30 protein-coding genes and 1 pseudogene are annotated in these 26,135 nt (G+C 35.6%); 30 read left to right on the top strand and 1 reads right to left on the bottom strand.

Going from position 1 to position 26,135, the window contains the following annotated elements; genetic code table 11:
- Nucleotides 1-12 precede the first annotated feature (12 nt).
- The 20 genes and pseudogenes from EDC24_RS04305 to EDC24_RS04210 all read left to right on the top strand — a co-directional run bounded on the left by EDC24_RS04305 (nucleotide 13) and on the right by EDC24_RS04210 (nucleotide 17,695).
- Nucleotides 13-240 carry a flagellar FlbD family protein gene (locus tag EDC24_RS04305; protein ID WP_124220027.1) on the top strand — a complete coding sequence of 76 codons (228 nt, stop codon included), beginning with the start codon at nucleotides 13-15 and terminating at the stop codon, nucleotides 238-240.
- Entirely contained in the window at nucleotides 224-646 is a 423-nt protein-coding gene (locus EDC24_RS04300; RefSeq protein WP_124220026.1) for a flagellar basal body-associated FliL family protein, read from the top strand. The genes EDC24_RS04305 and EDC24_RS04300 overlap by 17 nt, the downstream gene beginning before the upstream one ends.
- A gap of 31 nt (nucleotides 647-677) precedes the next feature.
- Nucleotides 678-1,670: pseudogene (fliM, locus tag EDC24_RS04295) on the top strand (flagellar motor switch protein FliM).
- On the top strand, nucleotides 1,663-2,835 hold the full coding sequence (gene fliY / locus EDC24_RS04290; RefSeq protein ID WP_124220024.1) for a flagellar motor switch phosphatase FliY: 1,173 nt from the start codon (nucleotides 1,663-1,665) through the stop codon (nucleotides 2,833-2,835). The pseudogene fliM and the gene fliY overlap by 8 nt, the downstream one beginning before the upstream one ends.
- A 16-nt stretch (nucleotides 2,836-2,851) precedes the next feature.
- A complete protein-coding gene (locus EDC24_RS04285) occupies nucleotides 2,852-3,214 on the top strand; it encodes a response regulator (RefSeq protein ID WP_124220022.1) in 363 nt (120 codons plus the stop codon).
- A 22-nt stretch (nucleotides 3,215-3,236) separates the two neighbouring features.
- Complete coding sequence (locus EDC24_RS04280; protein ID WP_124220021.1) at nucleotides 3,237-3,890, top strand: flagellar biosynthetic protein FliO; 654 nt, start codon at nucleotides 3,237-3,239, stop codon at nucleotides 3,888-3,890.
- Nucleotides 3,883-4,551 carry a flagellar type III secretion system pore protein FliP gene (gene fliP, locus EDC24_RS04275; protein WP_124220019.1) on the top strand — a complete coding sequence of 223 codons (669 nt, stop codon included), beginning with the start codon at nucleotides 3,883-3,885 and terminating at the stop codon, nucleotides 4,549-4,551. The genes EDC24_RS04280 and fliP overlap by 8 nt, the downstream gene beginning before the upstream one ends.
- A 15-nt stretch (nucleotides 4,552-4,566) precedes the next feature.
- A complete protein-coding gene (gene fliQ / locus EDC24_RS04270) occupies nucleotides 4,567-4,836 on the top strand; it encodes a flagellar biosynthesis protein FliQ (RefSeq protein ID WP_124220018.1) in 270 nt (89 codons plus the stop codon).
- 1 nt (nucleotide 4,837) lies between these two features.
- A complete protein-coding gene (fliR, locus tag EDC24_RS04265; protein WP_124220016.1) occupies nucleotides 4,838-5,617 on the top strand; it encodes a flagellar biosynthetic protein FliR in 780 nt (259 codons plus the stop codon).
- A gap of 1 nt (nucleotide 5,618) precedes the next feature.
- Nucleotides 5,619-6,701, top strand: a complete 1,083-nt coding sequence (flhB, locus tag EDC24_RS04260) for a flagellar biosynthesis protein FlhB (RefSeq protein ID WP_124220014.1) — start codon at nucleotides 5,619-5,621, stop codon at nucleotides 6,699-6,701.
- Between the two features lie 24 nt (nucleotides 6,702-6,725).
- Nucleotides 6,726-8,762 (top strand): flagellar biosynthesis protein FlhA, encoded by a 2,037-nt coding sequence (flhA, locus tag EDC24_RS04255; protein ID WP_124220013.1) that lies wholly within the window; start codon nucleotides 6,726-6,728, stop codon nucleotides 8,760-8,762.
- Nucleotides 8,759-9,895, top strand: coding sequence for a flagellar biosynthesis GTPase FlhF (flhF, locus tag EDC24_RS04250; RefSeq protein ID WP_124220011.1), 1,137 nt, complete (start codon nucleotides 8,759-8,761; stop codon nucleotides 9,893-9,895). The genes flhA and flhF overlap by 4 nt, the downstream gene beginning before the upstream one ends.
- A complete protein-coding gene (locus EDC24_RS04245; RefSeq protein WP_124220009.1) occupies nucleotides 9,889-10,773 on the top strand; it encodes a MinD/ParA family protein in 885 nt (294 codons plus the stop codon). Before flhF ends, EDC24_RS04245 begins: the two co-directional genes overlap by 7 nt.
- A gap of 2 nt (nucleotides 10,774-10,775) precedes the next feature.
- A complete protein-coding gene (locus EDC24_RS04240; protein ID WP_124220008.1) occupies nucleotides 10,776-11,813 on the top strand; it encodes a protein-glutamate methylesterase/protein-glutamine glutaminase in 1,038 nt (345 codons plus the stop codon).
- Nucleotides 11,814-11,826: 13 nt separating this feature from the next.
- Complete coding sequence (locus EDC24_RS04235; protein ID WP_124220006.1) at nucleotides 11,827-13,848, top strand: chemotaxis protein CheA; 2,022 nt, start codon at nucleotides 11,827-11,829, stop codon at nucleotides 13,846-13,848.
- Nucleotides 13,849-13,868: 20 nt separating this feature from the next.
- A complete protein-coding gene (locus tag EDC24_RS04230; protein WP_124220004.1) occupies nucleotides 13,869-14,333 on the top strand; it encodes a chemotaxis protein CheW in 465 nt (154 codons plus the stop codon).
- Nucleotides 14,334-14,347: 14 nt separating this feature from the next.
- Nucleotides 14,348-14,971, top strand: a complete 624-nt coding sequence (locus EDC24_RS04225) for a chemotaxis protein CheC (protein ID WP_124220002.1) — start codon at nucleotides 14,348-14,350, stop codon at nucleotides 14,969-14,971.
- 2 nt (nucleotides 14,972-14,973) lie between these two features.
- On the top strand, nucleotides 14,974-15,471 hold the full coding sequence (locus tag EDC24_RS04220) for a chemotaxis protein CheD (protein ID WP_124220001.1): 498 nt from the start codon (nucleotides 14,974-14,976) through the stop codon (nucleotides 15,469-15,471).
- Nucleotides 15,472-15,497: 26 nt separating this feature from the next.
- Complete coding sequence (locus EDC24_RS04215; RefSeq protein WP_124219999.1) at nucleotides 15,498-16,262, top strand: FliA/WhiG family RNA polymerase sigma factor; 765 nt, start codon at nucleotides 15,498-15,500, stop codon at nucleotides 16,260-16,262.
- Nucleotides 16,263-16,303: 41 nt separating this feature from the next.
- On the top strand, nucleotides 16,304-17,695 hold the full coding sequence (locus tag EDC24_RS04210) for a flagellar assembly protein A (protein WP_124219997.1): 1,392 nt from the start codon (nucleotides 16,304-16,306) through the stop codon (nucleotides 17,693-17,695).
- Between the two features lie 7 nt (nucleotides 17,696-17,702).
- Here EDC24_RS04210 and EDC24_RS15360 read toward each other — a convergent pair whose 3' ends face one another.
- On the bottom strand, nucleotides 17,703-17,828 hold the full coding sequence (locus EDC24_RS15360; protein ID WP_281274494.1) for a hypothetical protein: 126 nt from the start codon (nucleotides 17,826-17,828) through the stop codon (nucleotides 17,703-17,705).
- A 102-nt stretch (nucleotides 17,829-17,930) separates the two neighbouring features.
- Between EDC24_RS15360 and EDC24_RS04205 the strand changes: the two genes are divergently transcribed.
- The 10 genes from EDC24_RS04205 (at nucleotide 17,931) to rseP (ending at nucleotide 26,103) form a co-directional block, all read left to right on the top strand.
- Nucleotides 17,931-18,239 carry a hypothetical protein gene (locus tag EDC24_RS04205; RefSeq protein ID WP_124219996.1) on the top strand — a complete coding sequence of 103 codons (309 nt, stop codon included), beginning with the start codon at nucleotides 17,931-17,933 and terminating at the stop codon, nucleotides 18,237-18,239.
- Between the two features lie 16 nt (nucleotides 18,240-18,255).
- Nucleotides 18,256-18,738, top strand: a complete 483-nt coding sequence (locus EDC24_RS04200) for a DUF6115 domain-containing protein (RefSeq protein ID WP_124219994.1) — start codon at nucleotides 18,256-18,258, stop codon at nucleotides 18,736-18,738.
- 149 nt (nucleotides 18,739-18,887) lie between these two features.
- Nucleotides 18,888-19,655 carry a 30S ribosomal protein S2 gene (rpsB, locus tag EDC24_RS04195; protein WP_124219992.1) on the top strand — a complete coding sequence of 256 codons (768 nt, stop codon included), beginning with the start codon at nucleotides 18,888-18,890 and terminating at the stop codon, nucleotides 19,653-19,655.
- 101 nt (nucleotides 19,656-19,756) lie between these two features.
- Entirely contained in the window at nucleotides 19,757-20,641 is an 885-nt protein-coding gene (tsf, locus tag EDC24_RS04190; protein WP_124219990.1) for a translation elongation factor Ts, read from the top strand.
- 88 nt (nucleotides 20,642-20,729) lie between these two features.
- On the top strand, nucleotides 20,730-21,464 hold the full coding sequence (gene pyrH / locus EDC24_RS04185; RefSeq protein WP_124219988.1) for a UMP kinase: 735 nt from the start codon (nucleotides 20,730-20,732) through the stop codon (nucleotides 21,462-21,464).
- Nucleotides 21,457-22,014: a ribosome recycling factor gene (gene frr, locus EDC24_RS04180; RefSeq protein WP_124219986.1), complete on the top strand. Its 558-nt coding sequence runs from the start codon at nucleotides 21,457-21,459 to the stop codon at nucleotides 22,012-22,014. The genes pyrH and frr overlap by 8 nt, the downstream gene beginning before the upstream one ends.
- Nucleotides 22,015-22,111: 97 nt before the next feature.
- Nucleotides 22,112-22,852, top strand: coding sequence for an undecaprenyl pyrophosphate synthase (locus EDC24_RS04175; RefSeq protein ID WP_425455172.1), 741 nt, complete (start codon nucleotides 22,112-22,114; stop codon nucleotides 22,850-22,852).
- Between the two features lie 14 nt (nucleotides 22,853-22,866).
- Complete coding sequence (locus EDC24_RS04170; RefSeq protein ID WP_124219983.1) at nucleotides 22,867-23,661, top strand: phosphatidate cytidylyltransferase; 795 nt, start codon at nucleotides 22,867-22,869, stop codon at nucleotides 23,659-23,661.
- Between the two features lie 12 nt (nucleotides 23,662-23,673).
- Nucleotides 23,674-24,828 carry a 1-deoxy-D-xylulose-5-phosphate reductoisomerase gene (dxr, locus tag EDC24_RS04165; protein ID WP_124219981.1) on the top strand — a complete coding sequence of 385 codons (1,155 nt, stop codon included), beginning with the start codon at nucleotides 23,674-23,676 and terminating at the stop codon, nucleotides 24,826-24,828.
- Between the two features lie 9 nt (nucleotides 24,829-24,837).
- Complete coding sequence (gene rseP / locus EDC24_RS04160) at nucleotides 24,838-26,103, top strand: RIP metalloprotease RseP (protein ID WP_281274493.1); 1,266 nt, start codon at nucleotides 24,838-24,840, stop codon at nucleotides 26,101-26,103.
- Nucleotides 26,104-26,135: the final 32 nt, after the last annotated feature.

The following is a 26,135-nucleotide window of genomic DNA, read 5'->3' as shown; positions in this document are numbered from 1 at the left end:
TCCTACCAATCTATGATTAATGTAACGAGGCTTAATGATCAAGAATTTGTCGTCAATGCGTTATATATCGAAAAGGTTGAATCTTTGCCTGATACAACAATTACATTGACAAATGGAAAAAAGCATTTTGTAAAAGAATCAATGGAAGAAGTCATTGAGATGACACAAGACTTCTATAAAGAAATTGGTCTTGGACATTTAGTTAGGAAAGAAGTGATGGACCATGAGCAAACCGATTAAGTTAATGGTGACAACGTTAATTGCCTTAACATTAGTTGGAGTTATTGCTGTTATTGTTTTACTTTATATGGATACACCAGCAAGCGGTGACAGTGAACCAACAATTGATGAGCAAGTTGAAAATTCTTTTGAAACAGAAGAGATCACAACGGACTTATCGGATGATAAATTTATTCGTATTAGATTTAGAATTATAACGGATAATGAATCCACTAAAGAACGCCTGCAAAAAGGTGAAAATTTTCAACTGAATAATGCGATCATCAAAACAATTACGGTTAAAGAATCAAATGATTTTCGTTCAGGATTGGACAACATAGAAGAAGCCGTTCGCTTAAAATTAAATAATTTACTAGATGATGGCTTAGTGACAAAAGTATTAGTTACAGATAAGGTACTACAATAGATTTCGGCTCTCCGAAACGGGGGTGGGTAAAATGTCAGAAGAAGTTCTCTCACAAGGTGAAATAGATGCTCTACTATCAGCTATTTCAAGTGGAGAAATGGATGCAGATGAATTAAAAGAGGAAGAAACAGAAAAAAAGGTTAAAGAATATGATTTTAAGAGAGCTTTACGATTTTCTAAAGATCAAATTAGAGGGCTGAGTCGAATTCATGAAAACTTCGCTCGGCTACTAACGACTTATTTATCAGGTCAATTGAGGTCATATGTCAATATATCTTTAGTTTCTGTTGAACAAATCCCATATGAAGAATTTATTCGTTCTGTTCCTAAGCGTACGATTTTAAATGTGTTCTCAGTTGAACCACTTGAAGGAAGATTACTAGTAGAAGTGAACCCAAATATTGCTTATGCGATTTTGGACCGAACCTTAGGTGGATAGGGAACAGGAATTAATAAGGTTGAAAACTTAACAGAAATTGAGACACGAATTATGAGTCGTGCATTTGAACAGTCCATGACCACATTAGAAGAAGCCTGGTCATCGATGGTTGAAATTGATACAACGTTAGAAGAATTAGAGGTCAACCCTCAATTCGTACAACTCGTTTCACCAAATGAAACCGTTGTGGTCATTACGTTAAACACATCAATCGGTGATGCTACTGGAATGATTAACATTTGTATTCCGCACATCGTATTAGAACCGATAATTTCAAAATTATCAATGCATTACTGGATGCAAACCCAAACATCTGAAATAAACCCAGAGCATTATCAAAATTTAAGTCAAAACCTAAAAGGTGTTGACGTTGATGCGAAGGTCCTTTTAGGTGAATCAACCATTTCGATTGAAGAGTTTCTAAATTTAGCTCAAAATGATGTCATTTCTTTAGACCAACAAATCGATGAACCGCTTATTATGATGACAAATGATGAACCTAAGTTTTACGTGCAGCCAGGTAAGAAAAAACAAAATCTAGCTGTTCAAATAATAGAAGAGTTTAGGGGGGAAGACGATGAGTAAAGACGATATGCTGTCTCAAGAAGAGATTGATGCTCTTCTAAATGGACAAAATGAAGAATCTAAACCAACAACAAGTGAAAATACGAGTCCCCCATTGGAAGATATTTTATCCTCAATGGAAGTGGATGCAATCGGCGAATTAGGAAACATTTCCTTTGGTAGTTCTGCAACAACTCTATCGACTATTCTTAATCAAAAAGTAGAAATTACGACACCAACAGTTGGAATTGTTAGTAATCAACAGTTAGTAGACGAATTTCCAACACCTCATGTGGCGGTAGTCGTAGAGTATACACAAGGTTTTGAAGGGTTAAATTTATTTATTATTAAAAGTTATGATGCGGCCGTCATTGCAGATCTAATGTTAGGCGGTGACGGAACGAATCCTAATGAGGAGTTAGGAGAAATCCAATTAAGTGCTGTTCAAGAAGCGATGAACCAAATGATGGGCTCAGCTGCGACGAGTATGTCATCTGTCTTTGATAAGAAAATTGATATTTCACCACCGGAGACGTTAGTGATTGATGTTAAGACAGGTGAAGGCATGGAATATGTTCCGAACGAGGACTCTTTTGTTAAAGCGTCATTTCAACTTAAAGTTGGTAATTTAATCGATTCCGCTATCATGCAATTAATGCCGGTTGATTTTGCGAAGGATTACGTTGATCAATTATTAAACTCAGGTTCCAAAACGAGTGAAGTTCAACCAAATGAAGAAGTTCAACAAGCGTCTCAACCAAGCTCTGAACCCGCTGTTGATCATCATGATAATAGTGATACACAAGAATCAACAAAAGAGTCTCAATCACTGGGACATAACAGCCAGAATAAACAACTCATTAATTCTGTTGAATCTGCACAGTTTTCAAGTTTTGATGATTCACCGAAAATTTCATCCAAAGAAAATCATAATTTAGATTTATTAATGGATATTCCATTAAATGTATCCGTTGAACTAGGGCGAACCCGTAAATCTATTAAGGAAATACTAGAGTTAAACACCGGTTCAATCTTAGAGTTAGATAAATTAGCTGGTGAACCTGTTGATATTTTAATTAATAATCAGCTCATCGCTAAAGGCGAAGTAGTCGTCATCGATGAAAACTTTGGTGTGAGAGTTACAGATATCCTTAATAAATCTGATAGACTAAAAAAATTAAGATAAAATAGGGGGATTCATTATGGGAGATAAGGTTTTAATTGTAGATGATGCTGCGTTTATGAGAATGATGATTAAGGACATTTTGGAGAAAAACGGATTTGAAATCGTAGGTGAAGCTGAGGATGGAAATCAAGCAGTTGAGCAGTATAAAGAGCTAAAACCAGACTTAGTGACATTGGATATTACGATGCCAGAAAAAGATGGTCTAACAGCGTTAAAAGAAATTGTAGGAGACGACCCAGGCGCAAAAGTTGTAATGTGTTCTGCAATGGGACAACAGGCAATGGTTATTGACGCTATTCAAGCAGGAGCAAAGGACTTTATTGTTAAACCATTCCAATCAGACCGCGTGCTAGAAGCAATCAATAAAGTACTTAACTAACGAAGAAAAAAGGTAGGTTCGCATGAAAATAATGGTTAAAAGCTTGCTGTCTACGATGGTCTTAGCTCTATGTTTAGTTGTATCACCGATACATGCTGACGAATCTGAGCCAGTAAGCGAAAAGTTTAATGAACAACCAAATGAACAAGAAGAATCTAATAATAACGAAGAAAACACTCAAGCAAATGAACAGGAAGAAGTCAGTTTACAAAACGATCAATCCTTGTTTTGGGACTTTGTGAAAATGGTTTTGGCGTTAGTCTTTGTACTGGGTTTAATTTATGTCTTACTTAAATTCATTCAAAAAAGAAGTCGAATTTATCAACAGAGTCGTTCTCTCGTTAATATTGGTGGATTATCATTAGGGGCTAACAAATCAGTTCAAATCATTAAAGTAGGCGAGCAATATTTTCTTGTTGGAGTTGGAGAAGACGTTCAGTTATTAACTGAAATTAAAGATTCTGAAACAATCGAAAAACTCATGAATCAAGAGGATTCAGATCAGAAAATGAGTTCATTTCAAAACATATTGGACACATTTCAACGCAAAAAACAGAATCCTTATCAACAACAAGAAACGAAGCGGCAATTTCAAGCGGAATTAGAGTCTATGAAAAATACACGTGAGCGTTTAACGAAACGTTATCACAATAGAGATGATGATCCAAATGGCTGATTTTGTAAATATTTTCTCAGATCAAGATCCAAATAGTATATCCACAGCACTGCAATTGCTGCTTTTATTAACAGTATTAACGTTAGCGCCTAGTATTTTAATCTTATTAACAAGTTTTACTCGTATCGTTATCGTACTTGGTTTTGTCAGAACTTCATTAGCGACTCAACAAATGCCACCTAACCAGGTACTGATTGCCTTAGCACTATTTCTAACCTTTTTCATTATGGCACCAACCTTTAATGAGGTTTACGACGAAGCTTTAGATCCATTATTTAATGAAGAAATTACGTTGGATGAAGCCTACGAACGAGCGAGCTTACCTTTTAAAGAATTTATGTCTGATCATACAAGGCAAAAAGATCTTAATTTGTTTCTTAATTACTCTGGAGCTGAGCAACCAGAATCAATTGAGGATATACCAATGACAGCATTAATCCCTGCATTTGCCATAAGTGAACTTAAAACAGCCTTTCAGATGGGTTTTATGATATTCATTCCATTTCTGGTGATTGATATGGCTGTTGCAAGTGTCTTAATGTCCATGGGAATGATGATGTTGCCACCAGTTATGATTTCATTGCCATTTAAGATTTTATTATTTGTCATTGTTGACGGTTGGTATCTCATCACTCACTCATTACTCGAAAGTTTTGGATAGAGAGTAGGTTAAATTATGAGTCCAGATCAAGTTATATCATTAGCAGAAAGAGGCGTATATACGATATTAATTGTTGTTGGCCCATTATTAATACTTGCTCTCGCTGTTGGTTTGTTAGTTAGTATTTTTCAGGCCACAACCCAAATTCAAGAACAAACATTAGCCTTTATTCCTAAAATTATTGCTGTTTTTATTGGAATTGTTTTTTTTGGACCATGGATGTTGCAGCGAATGATAGAGTTTACGATTAGTATTTTTAATAATATTAGCCGAGTAGTGGGTTGACATGATTGAAACAATAGATTTAGCAAGACTTCCAGGAATTCTATTAATCTTTGCTCGTTTAGCTGGTTTTTTTATGATGGTTCCATTTTTCTCTCATCGCTCGATTCCGATGAGTCACAGAATCACATTTGTCGTCGTCCTGACTTGGGTTATGTTTTTCGCAGTGGAAATTCCAGTACTAGTCTTTGACGGCTTTTTTATCATCCTGTTAATAAAAGAAGTCACGATTGGACTTTTTTTAGGGTTATTAGCTTATCTAATCATTGCCGCAGTCCAAATTGCAGGTGGGTTTATCGATTTTCAGATGGGATTTGCAATTGCTAATATCGTGGATCCACAAACAGGTGTTCAAAGTCCAATCATTGGACAATACTTTTATATATTCACCTTGCTGCTGTTAGTCACAACAAATGCACATCATTTGTTATTAGATGGGATCTATTACAGCTATGAATTTATCGGAATGGCTGATTTAATCAATATATCCAGCGAGGCGTTCCCAGAATTTATCATTAATACGTTTGCGCAAATGTTTGTTATTGCCTTTCAAATGTCTATTCCGATCGTCGGGATGTTGTTTTTAGTTGATATTGCCCTAGGGATGATCGCTAGAACCGTACCTCAAGTAAACGTGTTTGTAGTCGGTCTTCCGTTAAAAATAGGCGTAAGTTTTGCTGTCATTCTTATATTTTTTAGCTTTTTCATTATGCTTTTAACGAACTTATTTGAGTTCATGATTATTTCAATGAGAGATTTAATGCGAATTCTAGGAGGGGCGTAATATGGAGCTATTACGCTTAGATATACAATTTTTTAATCAGGAAAAAACTGAAAAAGCAACACCGAAAAAGAAGCAAGATTCCCGGAAAAAAGGTCAAGTTGCTAAAAGTCAAGATATCAATACATCTATCATGCTATTTTTTATCTTTATATTCTTTATAGTCTTTGGTTCAACCATGGGAAAAGTTTTGACTGGCATGTATACATATAGTTTTACAGAATTTATTCATTGGGATCTAACAGCAGCTAATATTGAATCAATCTTTTTTCAATCAACTATTGAGGCAGTAAAAGTTGTTTTACCGATAATGGTTGTTGCTATGGTATCTGCTTTTTTAGCAAATTATATTCAAATTGGTTTTTTATTCGCTCCAGAAGCGATTAAATTTGACTTAAAGAAAGTAGACCCTATAAAGGGGTTTAAACGAATCTTCTCAGCTAGAGCATTAGTTGAATTTGTTAAATCTATGTTAAAAATATTATCCATCGGAGCCATTTGTTTCGCTGTTATATGGATTAATAAAGACGCTATGATGCTACTATCAATGAAATCAGTCAACGAATCGATTCAGTTTTTTGGCCAATTAACAATTTGGATGGGTATTGCTTCGTCATTAGTATTGATGTTTCTAGCTATTCCTGATTTTATTTACCAACGCTATGATTATGAAAAAAACATTAAGATGTCCAAGCAAGATGTTAAAGATGAAAATAAAAACATCGAAGGTGACCCATTAATTAAATCTCGTATTAAAGAACGACAGCGTCAAATGTCGCAACAACGTATGATGAGTGAAGTTCCAGAAGCGGATGTTGTCATTACAAACCCGACGCATTATTCAATAGCCGTTAAGTATGACGAAAATAGGTCAGATGCTCCTATCGTCGTGGCTAAGGGCGTTGATTATGTAGCTTTTAGAATACGGGAAGTAGCTAAAGCAAACGACGTGATGCTGGTAGAGAATAGATGGTTAGCGAGAAATCTTTATCAGGTAGTAGATTTGAATGAAGAAATTCCAGAAGATTTTTTCCAAGCTGTTGCAGAAGTATTAGCCTATGTTTATAACATGCAACGTAAAGCTTAAAGATGTATAAGTGAGGGTAATCGTATGTCAGCAAGAGACTTATCTGTTTTATTAGGAGTCATATTAATCGTTATTATGTTAGTTATTCCACTTCCGGGTGGTTTACTGAGCTTCTTAATCCTGACTAATATAACGATTGCGCTTATTGTTATTTTAGTAACAATGAATACGCAGGAGCCATTAGATTTTGCTATCTTTCCATCGTTATTATTATTACTAACGTTATTTAGGTTAGGATTAAACGTTTCGACAACACGTTCTATTTTATCTGAAGCTGATGCCGGTGGTGTGATCGATACATTCGGTAACTTTGTAACGGGTGGAAACACATTCGTTGGTTTCGTCATCTTTTTAATTTTAGTTATTATTCAATTTATTGTCATTACAAAAGGTGCAGAGCGTGTGTCAGAAGTAGCAGCGCGTTTTACATTAGATGCAATGCCTGGTAAACAGATGAGTATTGATGCTGACTTAAATGCCGGATTAATTACTGAACAGCAAGCCAAAGAACGGCGTGAAAAGATTGAAAACGAAGCTGACTTTTATGGCGCAATGGACGGTGCGAGTAAGTTCGTAAAAGGTGATGCCATTGCTGGTCTTGTAATTGTTTTAATTAACATAATCTTTGGGTTTATTATTGGTATGACTCAAATGGGTCTCTCGTTAAATGAAACAGTACATGTTTTTATGAGACTTACAGTAGGTGACGGTCTAGTTTCACAAATACCTGCATTATTAATCGCAACAGCTACAGGTATTATTGTTACACGTGTTGCAGCTGAAGGAAATCTATCATATGACGTCACAGCACAACTATTCCGCTATCCTAAACTATTATATGTTGCAGCTGGAGCTATATTTTTACTAGGCTTAACACCAATAAATTTTGGATTGACAACATTTATTGCGGCAATCTTAGGTGTAGGCGGGTTCTATCTTGATTCTTCTAAACAACAACAAACCGATATTGAGGAATTTGTAGATGAAGAAGAAGAGACATCTCAGGAAATGTCTTCACCTGAAAGTGTTGTACAATTACTCAACAATGACCCGATAGAATTTGAATTCGGTTATGCGTTAATCCCAATTGCTGATGCTAATCAAGGTGGTGATTTACTCGACCGTATAGTTATGATCAGAAGGCAATTAGCCTTAGAGTTAGGTATCGTTATTCCAGTTGTAAGAATTAGAGATAATATACAATTAAATCCCAATGAGTATCAATTAAAAATTAAAGGTAATGAAGTTGCTAAAGGAGAATTATATTTAAATCATTATTTAGCGATGAGCCCAGATATAGAAGATGATTCTATTGAAGGCATTGATACGAAGGAACCAGCTTTTGGGATGCCGGCGAAGTGGATTAATGAAGAAATGAAAGACGAAGCAGAACTATCAGGCTATACTGTTGTAGACCCACCATCTGTTGTGTCAACGCATATTACTGAAGTCATAAAGAAATATGCTAGTGAATTACTCGGACGGGAAGAGACAAAACAATTAATTGATCACTTGAAAGAGAGTCATCCAATCCTAGTTGAAGAGGTAACACCTGACCCATTATCAACTGGAGATATTCAAAGAATTTTAGGAAGATTACTAGATGAGCAAGTGGCTGTTCGTAATTTACCAGTAATTTTCGAGACATTAGCTGACTTTGGGAAAATGACAACGGACACTGATTTACTAACAGAGTATTGTAGGCAAGCCCTATCAGTACAAATAACGAAGCAATATATGAATGAAGACGGCGTGATTAAAGTGGTTACCTTATCACCAAATATTGAAAAGTCCATTATTGATCATGTACAACAAACTGAACATGGTAATTTCTTAAATATAGAACCTGAACAACAACAATCGATCATAGAGGCAGTCAATCAGGAAGTTAATCGAGCTTTTATTCAAGACTCTGTTACGATTGTATTATGTTCACCAGCGATAAGAATGTATGTTAAACAACTCATTTCAAGATATTTACCAGAAGTTGTGGTTTTATCGTATAACGAATTAGAACCAGATGCAGATGTCGAAAGTGCTGGGGTGGTGAATCTGACATGAAGGTAAAAAAATATACGGCACCAACAATGCCTGAGGCTATGAAAATTGTAAGAGGAGATTTAGGGCAGTCAGCTGTGATTTTAAACTCCAGAGAAGCCAGAACAAAAGGCTTTTTGGGCCTATTCAGAAAAAAGTATATTGAGGTATTCGCAGCTGTTGACCCAAACCCAGTAAGGGAGCAAAAACCAAAACGTCAATACTCTCAAATCGTCAACCTTAAACGTGAAGAAACAACTAGTTCTAATACGCAGCAAACTGAAGCTCATGAAGACATTCGCAAGGAATTAAATGAATTACGAAAGCAATTACAACAAACATCAACTAATCAGCAAGACCAAATATTACCTGATCCAGTGCAAAATGTATGTAAGGATCTTCAACAACAAGAATTACATAATAGTCTCATAGACGAGCTCATTCCGAAACTTTTAGAAACCTATTACACTAACCAATCTCAAGATGAAGAGACTCTTAAACAATATCTTAAACAATATTTTATAGATCAATTAATTGATTCAGAAGCTTGTCAACCGCATGATGATACGAAATATATTTATTTGCTAGGACCAACAGGTGTTGGCAAAACAACCACAATCGCGAAGCTAGCAGCCTTTAACTCGATTACAGACGGTAAAAAAATAGCCTTTATAACGCTTGATACCTACCGAATTGCGGCGATTGATCAATTGAAAACTTACGCCAAAATATTAAACGTTCCAATCGAGGTAGCTTATAACAAGGAAGATTTCGAGGCGGCAAAAGATAAATTTAAAGACTATGACCTCGTATTTATTGATACAGCTGGACGAAATTATCGTAAGGACGAATATATCAATCAAGTAAAAGAGATTATTTCATTTAATAAGGACGAAGAGATTTATTGTGTTTTATCTTTAAACTCAAAATATAAAGATTTAGAAGACATCTTTAATCGTTTTTCAACTTTAGGTATAAATCGAGTGATCTTCACTAAAGCAGATGAAACAACACAATTTGGACCTATTTATAACTTGTGGAACGATCATCGATTTAAAATATCTTATTTAACTTATGGACAAAGTGTACCAGATGACATCAAAGAAGCATCACCTGAGCTAATCGTTAAAATGTTAGTAGGTGAGAAGCAATGGTAGAGGATCAAGCTTATGAGTTAAGAAAAAAAGTGAATCAGGATCAATCTGATTCCAAACAAGCACACACTATCGCTGTTTTTAGTGGAAAGGGTGGCGTTGGTAAGTCAAGTTTTGCTTTGAATTTTAGTATTTGCTTAAGCAAACAAGGCAAAAAAGTTTTAATTTTTGATTTGGATATTGGAATGGGCAATATTGATATTCTGTTAGGGATGTATCCGAAATACAACATAAATGACATGCTCAATCAGCAACTAGACATAAAAGAAATCATTGAAACTGGCCCAACTAATTTATCATATATTGCAGCGGGCTCAGGACTATCTGATTTTTTTCACTTAGATGCAGAACGATTCAATTATTTTCTAACTCAATTAGAAAGTGTGACAACCGAATATGATTATATCATTTTTGATCTTGGCGCAGGCATGTCAGAGGAGCATATGGCATTTATATCTGCAGTTGAAGAATGTTTTGTTGTGACCACAACAGAACCCACTTCAGTTACGGATGCCTATGCTGCCATTAAACATATTGTGCTAGAACGGCCTGAGGTCAACATTTCATTAATGGTGAATCGCGTGAATGGACCGAATGAGTCTTTAATTGTATTCAATCGATTACAAGCTGCGGTCCAAAATTTTTTATCTTATCAATTAAACTTACTAGGGAGTCTTCCGGATGACCCCATTGTTATAAAAGGAGTTAAAGAACAAACGCCTTATTATATATTAAATAGTAAAGCTCGCGTTAGTAAAAATATGGCTAAACTAGTTTTGGACTTCTTAAAAGCTAATCAAGCATTACCAATAAATTCAGAATTAAATGAAAAGGTATTTGTTAGCAAACTTAAATCGATTTTCAAAAGAAAGGTAGATTAAACTTGAAGAACATACGGGTGTTAGTCGTCGACGATTCAGCCTTCATGAGAAAAATGATATCCGATATGATTAACCAATCAGATCATATGGAAACAGTAGATACGGCACGTAATGGACTTGACGCCTTAGAAAAAGTCAAACGCTTTAACCCGGATGTTGTTACATTGGATGTAGAAATGCCAAAAATGGATGGTCTTTCAGCGTTAAAAAGACTAATGAAAGAATACCCAGTTCCCGTTATTATGTTGTCTAGTTTAACTGGCGAAGGTACTGATAGCACCATTCAAGCGATTGAGTATGGTGCTGTTGACTTTATTACGAAACCTTCAGGAGCTATTTCTTTAAATATAGAGGAGGTTAAAGACCAGCTAATTCATAAAATAACAGCTGCAGCTACAGCTAATGTCAAACAGGAAAGTCGACACAATTCAGTGCAAACTCATCGTCACCAAGAGTTATTATACGAGCATTCCATTGTTTCAATTGGTGTTTCAACAGGTGGTCCTAAAGCATTGCAAACTTTAATGCAACAATTACCTCAAGATTTTTCGGCACCAATTTTAATTGTTCAACATATGCCACCAAGGTTTACACAATCTTTGGCTAGACGACTAGATCAAATATCACATATACCTGTAAAAGAAGCTGAAAATGGAGAAGTATTGAAAAAGGGTAATGCCTACGTGGCCCCAGGTGGATTACAATTTGAAGTCAAGCCTATGGCGAGATCTTTAGTAGCCAACATTTCAGAACCTACTATTCAACATGGCCATATTCCTTCTGTGAATCAGTTGTTCCAATCGCTAGCAAATATAGATCATTATAATTTAATAAATGTAGTTCTAACTGGAATGGGAACTGATGGCAGCATAGGCGCTCAAACTATAGAAAGACATTCAAACTCTTATTTTTTTATTGCTGAGTCAGAGGATACTGCCGTTATTGATGGAATGCCTAAATCACTCAAACAAACCGTACAAGTTAATGCGGTATTACCAATAGATCGAATTGCACAAATGTTATCAAAGTTAGTTCAATGAGGGGGACCTAATAATGGAGACGAACCAGTATTTAGAAGTCTTTATTGATGAAAGTCAAGAAAACTTACAAGTAATGAATGACCGATTATTAGCATTAGAGAATAACCCGAACGATTTAACGATTGTTAATGATATTTTTAGAGCGGCACATACTTTAAAAGGTATGTCTGCAACAATGGGGTTTGAGGATTTAGCCGATTTAACTCATAAGCTTGAAAATGTCTTTGATGCGATTAGAAATGAACACGTGCCAGTGACATCAGATGTTAATGATGTCCTGTTCGATTCTATCGAGGCGTTAGAAGAGATTGTAGCGGATGTCTCAAATGGTGGAGAAGGGAAAAAAGATGTTTCTGCAATTGTCGAGAAACTTAAGGCAATAGAATCAGGAGAGACTTTTGCAGAAACTGATAATCACACTCCTAAAAATACAAATTTAAAACTAGATCAATTTGAACAAACCGTCATTGAACAGGCTCAAACACAAGGGCAAAACGTATATCACATTACAGTGACATTATCTGAAGACTGTTTATTAAAAGCTGCGCGAGTATATATGGTATTTGAGGTATTAGAAAAAGCAGGCGAAGTGATTAAATCCTTACCACCTGTTGAACAACTTGAGGAAGAAGATTTTGAAGAATCGTTCCAGTTGTTACTTGTTACAGAAGATTCTCATGATGATTTAACTTCTAAGATATTCAAAGTATCCGAAGTTCAAGATGTGCATATTGAACAATTTAATATTCAAGCACATCAACAAGAAAGTGCAGCTAAAGAAGAAGTCACAGCAAGTACTGAAGTTAAGGAGAAACCGCAGCCATCTAAGGAAACTGAAGCTTCAAATGATTCATCTGATCAACCATCGAAAAAACAAGTCGGAAACAAGACCATCCGTGTTAATATTGATCGATTAGATGCATTGATGAATTTATTTGAAGAGTTAATTATTGATCGAGGCCGTTTAGAACAACTTGCACAGACGTTAGAACATCAGGATTTCCGCGAAACGGTTGAACGAATGTCGAGAACTTCTAGTGACTTACAAAATGTCATTTTAAATATGCGAATGGTTCCGATTGAACAAGTATTCAATCGTTTTCCAAGAATGGTGCGCTCTTTAGCAAGAGATCTAGGAAAAGACATTGATTTTCAAATAGAAGGTGCTGAAACAGAATTAGACCGAACGGTGATTGATGAAATTGGTGACCCACTTGTTCACTTAATCCGTAATGCCGTTGACCATGGTATTGAAATGCCAGAAGAGCGAAAACAGTTGCAAAAACCACAAACCGGTCAACTATTACTGAAGGCTTATCATAGTGGAAATCATGTTTTTGTTGAAATTAAAGATGATGGCGGTGGCATTAATCAAGAAAAAGTATTACAAAAAGCTTTAGAAAGACAAGTAATTACACAAGAACAAGCTCAAAACTTAACGAATAAACAAACGAACGAATTAATTATGTCAAGTGGCTTTTCAACAGCCGACCAAATTTCAGATATTTCAGGTCGAGGTGTTGGATTAGATGTTGTGAAAAATACGATTGAATCGTTAGGTGGCACTATTGAAATACAATCCGAATATCAAAAAGGGACAACTTTTTTAATTAAACTACCATTAACGTTATCAATTATTTCCGTTATGTTAGTAGTATTACAAGATGAAACTTACGCCATTCCGCTTTCATCTATCATTGAAACAACCGTGATAAAAGATCAAGACATATACAAGGCACATGGTGAAAAAGTCATTGATTTTAGAGGGAATATTATCCCGCTTATTGATTTAAAAGACGTTTTAGATGTACCACAGAGTGATCAAACAAATGAGGATCAGTACTCTTCTGTTGTAATCGTTCGAAAAGGAGATCAAATGGCAGGTTTAGTCGTTGATTCATTTATCGGTCAGCAAGAAATAGTATTAAAGAATCTAGGAAACTATTTAAAACAGGTGTTTGCGCTTTCTGGTGCTACGATATTAGGTGATGGTGATGTTGCGCTAATCATAGATACAAATGCGTTAATAAAATAATTAGAGAGAGGATGATAATCATGAGTGAAGCGGTTGAACAAGTAACGAAACATATTGTTTTTAAATTAGACACAGAGTACTATGGCATTCCGGTTGAATCAGTCGGTTCGATTGAAAGAGTTCAAAAGATTACGAGAGTTCCAAACACGAAACCTTATATGAAAGGTGTTATGAACCTAAGAGGAATTATTACGCCAATCATTGATTTGCGTAAAAAATTCGGCCTAGAATCAATTGATTTCGATGATCAAACCCGTATTTTAATTGTTCAATTACAGGATATGACAGTTGGATTTATCGTAGATGAGGCAAATGACGTCATTGACTTAGGTTCAAGTACAATAGAACCTCCGCCAGAAGCTTTTAATTCAACACATGTTGATTACATCAAAGGTGTGACGAAAGAGAATAATCGACTGATTGTTTTATTAGATTTAGAAAAAGTACTACATGAAGAGGAAGAATTAGCATCTAATCAGTCATAGAGAGGGAAATTTAAATGGCGGAACAATTTCAGTTTAACCAAAAACATTTGGATTTACTAAAAGAAATAGGAAATATAGGCGCAGGCAATGCGACAACCTCGTTGTCTAATTTGCTAGATACATCTATTCAAATGGATGTACCAGTTGTTAATATCGTTTCTTTTGATGACATGATGGAATTAACTGGGGGTCCTGAGGATGTTAAAGCCGCAACATTAGTAGAGTTTGAAGGCGATTTCTCAGGTAGTGTTTTCTTTTTAATTCAACCACAAAACGCTGATTATTTATTACAACTACTGACTCATGATGAACAACAATCATTATTAAATGAAGAAAATCAGATTGCTCGGTCTGCTTTCTTAGAGCTTGGAAATATCTTAACAGGATCTTATTTAAGAGCTTTATCGGATTTCTTGAACCTTAATTTACAATCACTTGTTCCAAATGCTGCAATTGATATGACTGGCGCTATCATGACCCAGGGGTTAATCGAAACATCAAAAGTTTCGGATCAAGTCATATTAATCGAAACTATACTTTCTTCTGATGAATTAGAAGAGGATATAAAAGGCCATTTCTTTCTATTACCTAATCCGGATGCATTTCATACTATATTTGATCAATTAGGAGTTAAGTAGTCATGGAACAAACACTGGATATCGTTAAAGTAGGAATTGCAGACTTGAAGGTTGCGCGCCGCCCGCAAACTATTTCAACCTCTGGATTAGGATCTTGTGTAGGTTTAGTAATCTATGATGATATCACTTACACAGCAGGTATGGTTCATATTATGTTGCCTGAATCATCATTAGCTCGAAATACTGAATTTAATCCTGGCAAATTTGCTGACACGGGTATTAGCGAATTAATCGAACAATTAATTAAACAGGGTGCTAAAAGACGAGTTTTTAAAGCTAAAATGGCTGGAGGTTCCCAAATGTTTAATTTATCTAGCCAAAATGAAAAGATGAACATCGGTCAGAAAAATGTTAACGCTATTGAAGAACGTCTGGAACAACTATCAATACCGATAATTGCAAAAGATATCGGTGGCAGTAGTGGTCGAACGATTGAGTTTGACACAAGCACCTTTGAATTGAAGATCAGAACAGTTTATAAGGGCATTACTTATATATAATTCGTCTAGGTTTGGGGGTACAGAACGTGAAACAAACAACGACCTCTTTGGAATCTTTATGGGAAAAATGGCAAGAAAATAAAGATCGTGATGCTGGTAATGAGTTGGTTGAATATTATATGCCGTTAATTGATTATCAAGTTAATCGAGTGTTTGCTCATCTTCCTAAAAATGTTGATCGTCAAGATGTGAAAAGTTTAGCATTTATGGGGCTAGTTGATGCACTTGAAAAATTTGATACTAAACGTGACTTAAAGTTTGATACATACGCTTCTTTTAGAATAAGAGGTGCGATTATTGACGGATTAAGAAAAGAAGACTGGTTACCAAGATCAGTTCGCGATAAGTCCAAACAAATAGAACAAGCTTATGAAACATTAGAACAACAATATAAAAGAACACCAACACTAGAAGAAGTGGCATCGTATACGAATCTAGACGAAGATGAAGTTGCAGAAGTAGTTAAGGATACTTTATTCGCAAATGTATTATCCATTGAAGATAAAACAACGGAATCGGATGATGACCAACGCGAGAATTTAAGAAACACTATTCCTGATGAAGATGGTTTAACACCATCAGAAGTTATTGAGAGAAATGAAAGCATTCATGAAATTAGTCATTTAATTACGGAATTAAATGAAAATGAACAATTAGTCATTAGCTTATTTTATAAAGAAGAGTTGACGTTTACAGAAATTGGCCAAGTATTAGAACGATCAACATCCCGTATATCGCAAATTCATAGTAAAGCAATTGCTAAATTAAGAAACAAGTTATCCGTAATTTAATTATGTAAACTTGCTTATTATTACGATAGAGGTGAGTCATCATGGATTTGAGTCAAATTTTTCAAGTAACCTTATCTAATGATCATCTAGAAGCTACGTTAAACCTAATTGAGGGTTCAGAAAGTAATCTCATCGATTTGTCAAAAGAGAATCATGCTGAACAAATTATTTTAGATTTTTTATCCGAAGAACAAGCGAATTTTGGCATTAATGAGAAACTAATAAAAAACATTATAGAGCACCCTAATGAAATTGAGTGGCCGTTAACTATTGCAGAAGGGATGCCCCCTGTAAATGGGAACGATGGCTATATCCAGTATCAAGTGGATGTGGAAGTGAAGATGGATTTATCTCAATCAGAACGAATTGACTTTAAAGAAGTCATTAAAATTCCGAAAGCTGAAGCGGGAGATTTATTAGCTGTCATCATACCACCTACACCTGGTGAATCCGGAACAACTGTTTCGAATGACGAAATTGAACCTAAGCCTGGTAGTTGGCCACAATTAAAACCAGGAAAAGGTGTTAAATATGTAGAAGAAGAGCGTTCTTACTATGCCATTGATAATGGTCAAATATCGATGAATTTTAAACAGATTCAAGTATTACCTTTATATGAAGTATCTGAATCACTCAATTTAAAGACAGGTAATATTGATTTTAATGGCTCAGTCGTCATTAAAGGTGATATTCCTGAGGGATTTTCAGTAAAAGCAAGAGGCGATATAACGGTTTACGGATTAGTTGAGGCTGCAGACTTAACAGCTGGTGGCTCTGTATATGTACGTGAGGGAATCTCTGGATTAGGTAAAGGTTTTATTAAAGCAGGTGTCGATATACATATTAGGAACGTTAATCAAGGGCAATTATCTTCAGGGAGATCAATTCAAGTTAATCAGTCAATTTTTCATAGTCAAGTATCTGCTAAGGAAGAAGTTGTGTGTCAGAAGGGGCATATCATTGGAGGGTCGGTCTCTGCAGGACAGAAAATTGTATGCCGAGATGTAGGTAATCGTATGCACACCTCTACAAATATTTATTTAGGTGAAAATAAGGAAGCGAGAGACCGACGTCGTTATTTAGAAAACGAAATAGAATCATTAGAAGATCAACTACAGAAACTTGAACAAATTGGTCAGTCCCTTAAACAAAAACAAAATGTAAGAGATCTAAATGCTAAAGAAAAGGCTATTTTACTTAAGCAGGAGAAATCAATTGATCAGACGAAGTTGTTATTAGATGACTTAAAGAATGAATTTAGTGAGATTGATTTAGGAGAACAAGTAGAAGAGTTTATAAAGCTGTCTGCACATGGTATAATTTATCCAAACACAGAAATTTTTGCCGGAAAATACTCTAAGAAAATATTAAGAGAAGAAAAGTATATATCCGTTGTCTTCATAGAAAATGACTTCACCATTTCTTCTTTATAAAAAAGATCTATGTGAACCCCGTTGTTGTTCTTGTGATTCGCTTTCGGTGGACGCTTTCCGTGGGCACGGACTCAACTTCCCAAAGCTCACTATCGTTTCGCTTTGCGTGATTTTCGTCTCGTGCTGTTCCCACAGGATTCGCCACCTTCGCTCACCACAATACAACAACTCATTTTGCTATAATCAATAAGAAGGAATCACTTGATCTATAAAATATATAAGGTGTGGTGTTCTGATGAGTTGGAAAGGTGTTGAACTTCAAGTTGCACTTCCTAGAACTCAAGATGCAGGTCAATTGCAGGAGCAAATGAATCAACGTGGACAACTTTCCCAGGATCAAATGGCTCAAATACAAATGAAGAATGCTGAATTGAAAAGGAAAAAGGTGTTAGAGGCAAAAGAAGAGGAGAAAGTCAGGAATGAAGAGGACGAGTCTTCATCCGACCAACAACACTCTATTTCTAATTCTGATTCAGACATAGAGAAGTCATATCCCTCAGAAAAACACCCCTATCTCGGAAATATTATCGACTATTCTGGATAAGAATAAGGATGTCATTATGAACAATATATTATTAATTTTTAGTCTAATTTTACACGGTGTAACGTTTGTTGCCATTATTTGGTTATATCAACAAGTACAGAAACAAAACGAATCCGAACGTCACTTTGAAAAACGTGTACGTGAAACTGAAGATATGTTTGACTCTTATTTATTAGAGTTAAAAGATGAAAATAAGAAGTTCATTCAAGCAATATCGAAAGTTGAACACTCAACATTCGAACCGACGAAAGCGTCCGATAATCAAATATCACAATCCTATCAGCCGACACATAGACATAATGCTACAGAACAAATGAAATCTGACTTTAAGCCTGAGTCAGTTTCAGTTGAGGATCAAGTTGAACCGCCATCTTTACAAACACAAGTTATGCATTTGTATCATTCTGGGCATAGCATTGAAGAGATTGCGAAAAAGTTGGATAAAGGAAGCACTGAGATTGAACTTATTGTAAAATTTAATCAAAAAATGCACGTATAAACCTTGCTAGCTCACCAAGGTTATGATATATTAACTTTTGGTGTTAAATACACACGCTTATGGAAATGAGTCAAAGGTGCTTATAAAACGTAAGTTTTGATTCATTTATGAAGTAGGCGGAGGAATAAAACCATAGGAGGAATTAAATTATGTCTGTTATTTCAATGAAACAGCTACTAGAAGCTGGTGTTCATTTCGGACACCAAACTCGTCGTTGGAATCCGAAGATGAAAAAATACATCTTTACGGAGCGTAACGGCATTTACATCATCGACCTACAAAAAACAGTTAAAAAGGTTGATGAAGCTTATAACTTTGTGAAGAACCTAGCTGAAGATGGAGGCAAAGTTCTATTCGTAGGTACGAAGAAGCAAGCGCAAGACACAGTGAAGGAAGAAGCTCTTCGTTCTGGAATGTACTATGTCAACTCACGTTGGTTAGGTGGTACACTAACAAACTTCAAAACGATTCAAAAACGTGTTAATCGTCTAAAAGATATTGAGCGCATGCAAGAAGATGGCACATTCGACGTACTTCCGAAAAAAGAAGTCGTTATGATCTTAAAAGAAAAAGATCGTCTAGAGAAATTTTTAGGCGGTGTAAAAGACATGGATGGCCTTCCGGATGCATTATTCATCGTTGATCCACGTAAAGAACGTATTGCTGTTGCTGAAGCGCATAAATTAAACATCCCAATTGTTGCAATGGTAGATACTAACTGTGACCCGGATGAAGTAGATTACGTCATCCCAGCAAACGACGATGCAATCCGTGCCGTTAAACTAATTGTTGCTAAAATGGCAGATGCTATTTTAGAAGTTAAACAAGGTGAAACAACTCAAGATGTTGCGGCAGAAGAAGAACAAGCAGAAGTTTCTGAAGAACAATCTGAAGAAACTGAAACAGTGCAAGAGTAAAAGGTGAGGTGATAAGAGGTTGAGCCTTTTATCACCTTTTTTAAAGCATAATAACGTCATCATATGACGAATGAAATAAAGTTAAGTTAAGGAGGATTTATATGGCTGTAACAGCACAAATGGTAAAAGAATTACGTGAAAAAACTGGTGCAGGTATGATGGACTGCAAAAAGGCTTTAACTGAAACTGATGGTGACCTAGAAAAAGCAGCAGAATTTCTACGTGAAAAAGGTATGGCAAAAGCAGCTAAAAAAGCTGACCGTGTAGCTGCAGAAGGTTCAACTCATATTGTGAGTGAAGGTAATACAGCTGTTATTATTGAAGTGAACAGCGAAACTGACTTCGTTGCTAAAAACGATGAGTTCAAAACGTTATTAGACGATCTAGCGAATCATTTACTTAAATTCAAGCCTGCAACACTTGAAGAAGCTATGGAACAAAAGCTTCACGGTGAAGGCGATACATTAGAGTACTACATTAAGTCTGCAATTGCAAAAATCGGTGAGAAGCTTTCACTACGCCGTTTTGAAATCATTGAAAAAGATGATAACGCAGCTTTCGGTAAATATTTACACATGGGTGGCCGTATTGGCGTATTAGCTTTATTAGAAGGTACAGATGATGAGCAAGTAGCTAAAGATGTTGCAATGCACGTTGCTGCTGTTAACCCTCGTTATATTTCTCGTGAAGATGTACCAGAAGAAGAAGTGAATAAAGAGCGTGAAATGTTAAAGCAACAAGCACTAAACGAAGGTAAACCTGAAAATATTGTAGAAAAAATGGTTGAAGGTCGTCTTAGAAAATTCTTTGAAGAAATTTGCTTACTTGAACAAGAATTTGTTAAAGATCCTGATCAAACAGTTAAGAAGTATGTTGAATCAAAAGGTGCTACTGTCAAACAATACGTTCGTTATGAAGTTGGCGAAGGCATGGAAAAACGTGAAGATAACTTCGTAGACGAAGTTATGAACCAAGTAAATAACTAATTTTTGCTTAACAAGATAGGGGACACAGTGTGTTCCCTATTTTTCAAGCAAACGTCAAAACTTTCATGTAAACATAACGGAGGTCATTATGTCGACAGCAAAATATAATAGAATTGTTTTAAAACTAAGCGGGGAAGCATTAAGCGGGGATAAAGGTTACGGTATTGACCCTAAATTTATTAAATCAATTGCCAATCAAATAAAAGAAATTCATAAATTAGGCATAGAAATTGTTATTGTTGTTGGCGGAGGTAACCTATGGCGTGGTAAAATAGGTAGTGAAGTAGGTATGGATCGCGCCAATGCTGACTATATGGGAATGCTGGCAACTGTTATGAATTCATTAGCTCTACAAGATGGACTAGAAAACTTGGATATTCCAACTAGAGTTCAAACATCTATTGAAATGAGACAGGTGGCAGAACCATATATTCGAAGGAAAGCTATGCGTCATTTAGAGAAAAAACGTGTCGTTATTTTTGCTGGAGGTACTGGTAATCCATACTTCTCTACAGATACAACAGCTGCTTTAAGGGCTGCAGAGATGGAAGCAGATGTAATATTAATGGCTAAAAACAACGTTGATGGCGTATACAATGCTGATCCAAAATTAGACTCAGAAGCCTACAAATATGACGAGCTATCATACTTAGACTTACTTAATGGAGGTTTAGGCGTGATGGATTCAACTGCTTCATCTTTATGTATGGATAACAACATAGCATTAATTGTATTCTCCATCACTGACAAAGACAACATTAGACGTGTTGTAACAGGCGAAAATATTGGAACCATAATTAGGAGGAAGGAAGACCATGAGTGATTCAGTAATTCAAGAATGTCGTGACAAAATGAAAAAAGCCGTACAGGCTTATTCAAAACAGTTATCTACTGTTCGTGCAGGTAGAGCAAATCCTGCCATTCTAGACTCGGTTTATGTAGAGTATTACGGAGCTAATACTCCGCTGAATCAACTGTCAACAGTGTCAGCTCCTGAACCACGTTTACTTGTGATTACACCATTTGATAAATCTGCAATTGAAAACATCGAAAAAGGAATTCAAAAAGCGGATTTAGGACTCACGCCAAATAATGACGGTAATGTTATTCGCATTAATATTCCGGCACTAACTGAAGAACGTCGTAAAGATCTAGTAAAAGTTACGAGAAAGTATGCTGAGGAAGCAAGAGTACAAGTTCGTAACATTCGTCGTGACTCTAACGATCAACTTAAAAAGCTTGAAAAAGAAGGCGAAATCTCAGAAGACGATTTACGTTCTTATCAAGAAGATGTACAAAAAGAAACAGACAAACATATCGCTGAAATTGATGAATTACTTGATGCTAAAGAAAAAGAAATGACAGAAGTATAAAATTAGAATGAATTACCATAAATTCATGATATAATATTAATAGCTTTCGCATCATGCGAAAGCTAAATTTTTCTTACTTGTTTGGCGAGGGATGAACATGAATTTTAAAACAAAAAAGGCTCAAAACACTATTGATTTTGAGAACGTCCCAGACCATGTTGCCATCATTATGGATGGAAATGGCAGATGGGCAAAAAAAAGAGGCTTGCCACGTGTAGCCGGTCACCGTGAAGGTATGAAAACGATAAAAAAAGTTGTAGAAAGAGCTGTTGAGCTTGAGTTAAAAGCCATAACATTATACGCTTTTTCAACAGAAAACTGGAAACGACCTCCAAAAGAAGTCGAATTTATTATGAAGTTACCGTCGCAGTTTTTAGATACATATTTACCGGATTTAGTAAACAATAATGTAAGAGTAACAACCATCGGCCATTTTGACGGTGTGCCTGAGGCAACGAAAAAGGCTGTTCAGTATTCAATTGAGCAAACAAAACATAATACTGGACTTCAATTAAATTTTGCATTGAATTATGGAAGCCGTTCGGAAATCTCAGATGCTGTTAAGGCGATCAGTCAAGATGTTAAGGAAAATAAACTAAGTGTTGATGCTATCGATGAGTCTTTAATTTCAAATTATTTATATACTAAAGGTTTACCAGATCCAGATTTAGTTATTAGAACAAGTGGTGAAAAAAGGCTAAGCAATTATTTATTATGGCAAGTGGCTTATTCCGAGTTTTATTTTACAGAGAAATTATGGCCTGAATTTGACCAAGAAGCTTTAGACGAAGCAATAATTGAATACCAGAACCGGAAACGCAGGTTTGGTGGTTTGTAAGGTTGTGATGCATAATGAAAACACGTATAATTACAGCAATCATAGGATTATTAATCTTTTTACCATTCGTTTTATATGGCGAGTGGCCTTTTGTTATTTTTATTTATTTAATTGGAACAATCGGTTTATTTGAAATGTTAAAAATGAAACGAATCCCTATCGTTTCATTCCCTTCTATAGTAGGGGTATTATTATTATGGACTTTTTTATTTAATAATTATTATTTTGAGTTAAATCAATACATACCACTATCGAAGTCTGAAATACTCTATGCGTTAATATTTATACTTTTAGCATATACCGTATTGGTCAAAAATCGATTTTCATTTGATGATGTATCATTCGTTTTATTATCATCCTTATACGTTGGAATTGGTTTTGGTTACTTAATTTTAACGCGAGAAGCAGGTTTAGAATATATTTTATTTGCTTTATTAATTATTTGGTTGACGGATACAGGAGCCTATTTTGCTGGACGAGCTTTTGGTAAACATAAGTTATGGCCTATTATTAGCCCTAAGAAAACGATAGAAGGTTTTTTTGGTGGAGTTATTGGAGCAATCATCGTAGCTGTAATCTTACAAGTTATATTCAATTATCATGAGCATATGTTATTGGTTGTGTTTGTCTCTATTGTGGCTTCTGTGTTAGCTCAAGTTGGCGATTTGATACAGTCAGCATTTAAACGTATTTATGATATTAAAGATACGGGACATATTCTTCCTGGTCATGGCGGTATATTAGATCGTTTTGACAGTTTGATTTTTATGGTTCCATTTTTACACTTTATACAATTCATTCAGTTATAAAGAGGGATATACATGAAAAATATTACGCTACTCGGTGGAACAGGGTCAATTGGACAACAGACCATTGATGTTATTAAAGAACACCCTAATGAGTTTCAATTATATGCATATGCATTTGGTTCGAATATTGAAGAAGCCCTACCTGTATTAGAACTTTTTAAACCTTCATATATTGTTGTAAAAGATCGTGAAATAATGGAGAGTTTGAAACGTAAAATAAATTATGATGCCCATATTCACTATGGAGTAGATGCTCTAAATGAAATTGTCTCACTACCAGATGTTGATATTGTTGTTAATGCTGTTTTAGGCAGTGTTGGGTTACAGCCAACACTAGAAGCGATACGCGCTAAGAAACAAATCGCTTTCGCAAATAAAGAGACTTTAGTAACTGCAGGTCACATCGTGATGGAAGAAGCTCAGCGATATGGGGTTGAGTTATTACCTGTCGATAGTGAACATGCAGCGATTCATCAATGTTTAAAAGGTGAGAACAATAAAGATCTTAAGCGAATTTTATTAACTGCATCTGGAGGTAGTTTTAGAGATCGTACAAGAGATGAATTAGTTGGTGTTACGAAACAAGATGCATTAAAACACCCTAATTGGAGTATGGGGGCTAAAATTACAATTGACTCAGCTACAATGATGAATAAAGGTTTGGAAGTGATTGAAGCGCATTGGTTATTCGGTGTTGATTACGATCAAATTGATGTCATTTTACATAACGAAAGTGTTATACACTCCATGGTTGAATTTGTAGATCGTAATGTAATGGCACAACTAGGTACACCAGATATGCGTATTCCTATACAGTATGCATTGGCTTATCCAGACCGAACTGATTTTAATTTAAGTGACTCACTTGATTTGGCGCAGATTGGGCAACTTAACTTTAAGGAAATGAGTTTTGAAAGATTCCCTTGTTTACGTATGGCTTATGAAACTGGGCGTGAAGGTGGTTCCTTACCAACAGTCTTGAACGCCGCAAACGAAGAGGCTGTTTCATTATTTTTGAATGATCATATTACGTTTTTAGATATTGAAGACTTGATTGAAAGGGAATTAGAAAACCATAACAAAATTGAAAAGCCTGATTTAGAGACAATCTTAGAGTTGGACCAGGAAACGCGACAAAGAGTTAGCCACACAGTACTGAAAAGGTAGGTGCTTGTATTGAATTTCGATACTATTATTGCTTTTATATTCATGTTTGGGTTATTAGTTTTCATTCATGAATTAGGTCATTTAGTTTTTGCAAAACGTGCAGGAATGTTAGCGCGTGAGTTTGCGATTGGTTTCGGGCCTAAAATTTTTTCTTATAGAAAAGACGAGACTTTATATACGGTAAGGTTACTACCAATTGGTGGTTACGTCAGAGTAGCCGGTGATGACCCTGAAATAATTGATCTGAAACCGGGGTATCATATTGGTTTAGAATTCAATTCGTCAAATCACGTTAATAAAATCATCGTCAATAACAAGTCAAAACATCCAAATGCTAAAGTTGTAGAAGTCGAGCAAATTGATTTGGACCATGAATTAATTATTGATTGTTATGATGTTGAAACTGAAGAACGTTATCAATACCAAGTGGATCGTAAAGCTATTTTTGTTATGGACGAAAAGGAGACATTAATTGCACCTTATGATCGTCAATTTGGTTCAAAATCAGTCGGTAAAAAAGGTATGCAAATTTTTGCTGGACCGTTGATGAACTTTCTATTAGCTATTGCGATTTTTATTGGACTTGGGTTATTCCAGGGTGTTCCAGATGATAACCCAGTTGTTGGAGAGCTTCAAGATGGTTCACCTGCAGAGGAAGCTGGATTGGTAACGGGTGATGAGATAGTCAGTATTGATAGTGAACCCATTGCGAGTTGGACTGACTTTGTAAGGTATGTTCAAGAGCGCCCTAATGAAGAGATTAATTTAACGGTTGATCGCGATGGTGAGATACTTGAACAATCGTTGACCACGATGTCCGTAGAGAGTCCTCAAGGTGGAGAAATTGGTCAAGTCGGTATTGCAAGACACTATTTAGATGACCCACTTCTAGCTATAAAATTCGGGTTTACACAAACCTATGATATAGCTGTTCTAATTTTACAAGCTCTCGGTCAATTAGTCACAGGTCAATTATCATTAGATGCTTTAGCAGGCCCGGTTGGTATTTATGATGCAACGGATGATGTAGTTCAAACCGGTTTAACCAGTTTTATTATGTGGACAGCTATGTTAAGTATAAACTTAGGGATTATTAACTTATTACCACTACCTGCATTAGATGGAGGTCGATTACTGTTTATTATTCTTGAAGCATTAAGGGGTAAACCAATTGATCCTGAAAAAGAAGGTTTTGTACATTTTATTGGTTTTGCATTACTAATGCTCCTTATGATTGTCGTTACATGGAATGATATAGAGCGTCTGTTTATGTAAGTGGTAAAATACGAATAAAGAGGTGGAAATGA

The sequence above is a fragment of the Aquisalibacillus elongatus genome, from assembly GCF_003843875.1.
Taxonomy (GTDB): Bacteria; Bacillota; Bacilli; order Bacillales; family Alkalibacillaceae; genus Aquisalibacillus; species Aquisalibacillus elongatus.
The sequence above is the reverse complement of the archived record's forward strand: the minus strand, read 5'-3'. Positions and strand labels throughout refer to the sequence as shown.

Bases quoted from the DNA above. Each gene is read 5' to 3' on its own strand.
- EDC24_RS04305 (WP_124220027.1), top strand. From the start codon at position 13: ATGATTAATGTAACGAGGCTTAATGATCAAGAATTTGTCGTCAATGCG.
- EDC24_RS04300 (WP_124220026.1), top strand. From the start codon at position 224: ATGAGCAAACCGATTAAGTTAATGGTGACAACGTTAATTGCCTTAACA.
- fliY (WP_124220024.1), top strand. From the start codon at position 1,663: ATGAGTAAAGACGATATGCTGTCTCAAGAAGAGATTGATGCTCTTCTA.
- EDC24_RS04285 (WP_124220022.1), top strand. From the start codon at position 2,852: ATGGGAGATAAGGTTTTAATTGTAGATGATGCTGCGTTTATGAGAATG.
- EDC24_RS04280 (WP_124220021.1), top strand. From the start codon at position 3,237: ATGAAAATAATGGTTAAAAGCTTGCTGTCTACGATGGTCTTAGCTCTA.
- fliP (WP_124220019.1), top strand. From the start codon at position 3,883: ATGGCTGATTTTGTAAATATTTTCTCAGATCAAGATCCAAATAGTATA.
- fliQ (WP_124220018.1), top strand. From the start codon at position 4,567: ATGAGTCCAGATCAAGTTATATCATTAGCAGAAAGAGGCGTATATACG.
- fliR (WP_124220016.1), top strand. From the start codon at position 4,838: ATGATTGAAACAATAGATTTAGCAAGACTTCCAGGAATTCTATTAATC.
- flhB (WP_124220014.1), top strand. From the start codon at position 5,619: ATGGAGCTATTACGCTTAGATATACAATTTTTTAATCAGGAAAAAACT.
- flhA (WP_124220013.1), top strand. From the start codon at position 6,726: ATGTCAGCAAGAGACTTATCTGTTTTATTAGGAGTCATATTAATCGTT.
- flhF (WP_124220011.1), top strand. From the start codon at position 8,759: ATGAAGGTAAAAAAATATACGGCACCAACAATGCCTGAGGCTATGAAA.
- EDC24_RS04245 (WP_124220009.1), top strand. From the start codon at position 9,889: ATGGTAGAGGATCAAGCTTATGAGTTAAGAAAAAAAGTGAATCAGGAT.
- EDC24_RS04235 (WP_124220006.1), top strand. From the start codon at position 11,827: ATGGAGACGAACCAGTATTTAGAAGTCTTTATTGATGAAAGTCAAGAA.
- EDC24_RS04230 (WP_124220004.1), top strand. From the start codon at position 13,869: ATGAGTGAAGCGGTTGAACAAGTAACGAAACATATTGTTTTTAAATTA.
- EDC24_RS04225 (WP_124220002.1), top strand. From the start codon at position 14,348: ATGGCGGAACAATTTCAGTTTAACCAAAAACATTTGGATTTACTAAAA.
- EDC24_RS04220 (WP_124220001.1), top strand. From the start codon at position 14,974: ATGGAACAAACACTGGATATCGTTAAAGTAGGAATTGCAGACTTGAAG.
- EDC24_RS04210 (WP_124219997.1), top strand. From the start codon at position 16,304: ATGGATTTGAGTCAAATTTTTCAAGTAACCTTATCTAATGATCATCTA.
- EDC24_RS04205 (WP_124219996.1), top strand. From the start codon at position 17,931: ATGAGTTGGAAAGGTGTTGAACTTCAAGTTGCACTTCCTAGAACTCAA.
- EDC24_RS04200 (WP_124219994.1), top strand. From the start codon at position 18,256: ATGAACAATATATTATTAATTTTTAGTCTAATTTTACACGGTGTAACG.
- rpsB (WP_124219992.1), top strand. From the start codon at position 18,888: ATGTCTGTTATTTCAATGAAACAGCTACTAGAAGCTGGTGTTCATTTC.
- tsf (WP_124219990.1), top strand. From the start codon at position 19,757: ATGGCTGTAACAGCACAAATGGTAAAAGAATTACGTGAAAAAACTGGT.
- pyrH (WP_124219988.1), top strand. From the start codon at position 20,730: ATGTCGACAGCAAAATATAATAGAATTGTTTTAAAACTAAGCGGGGAA.
- frr (WP_124219986.1), top strand. From the start codon at position 21,457: ATGAGTGATTCAGTAATTCAAGAATGTCGTGACAAAATGAAAAAAGCC.
- EDC24_RS04175 (WP_425455172.1), top strand. From the start codon at position 22,112: ATGAATTTTAAAACAAAAAAGGCTCAAAACACTATTGATTTTGAGAAC.
- EDC24_RS04170 (WP_124219983.1), top strand. From the start codon at position 22,867: ATGAAAACACGTATAATTACAGCAATCATAGGATTATTAATCTTTTTA.
- dxr (WP_124219981.1), top strand. From the start codon at position 23,674: ATGAAAAATATTACGCTACTCGGTGGAACAGGGTCAATTGGACAACAG.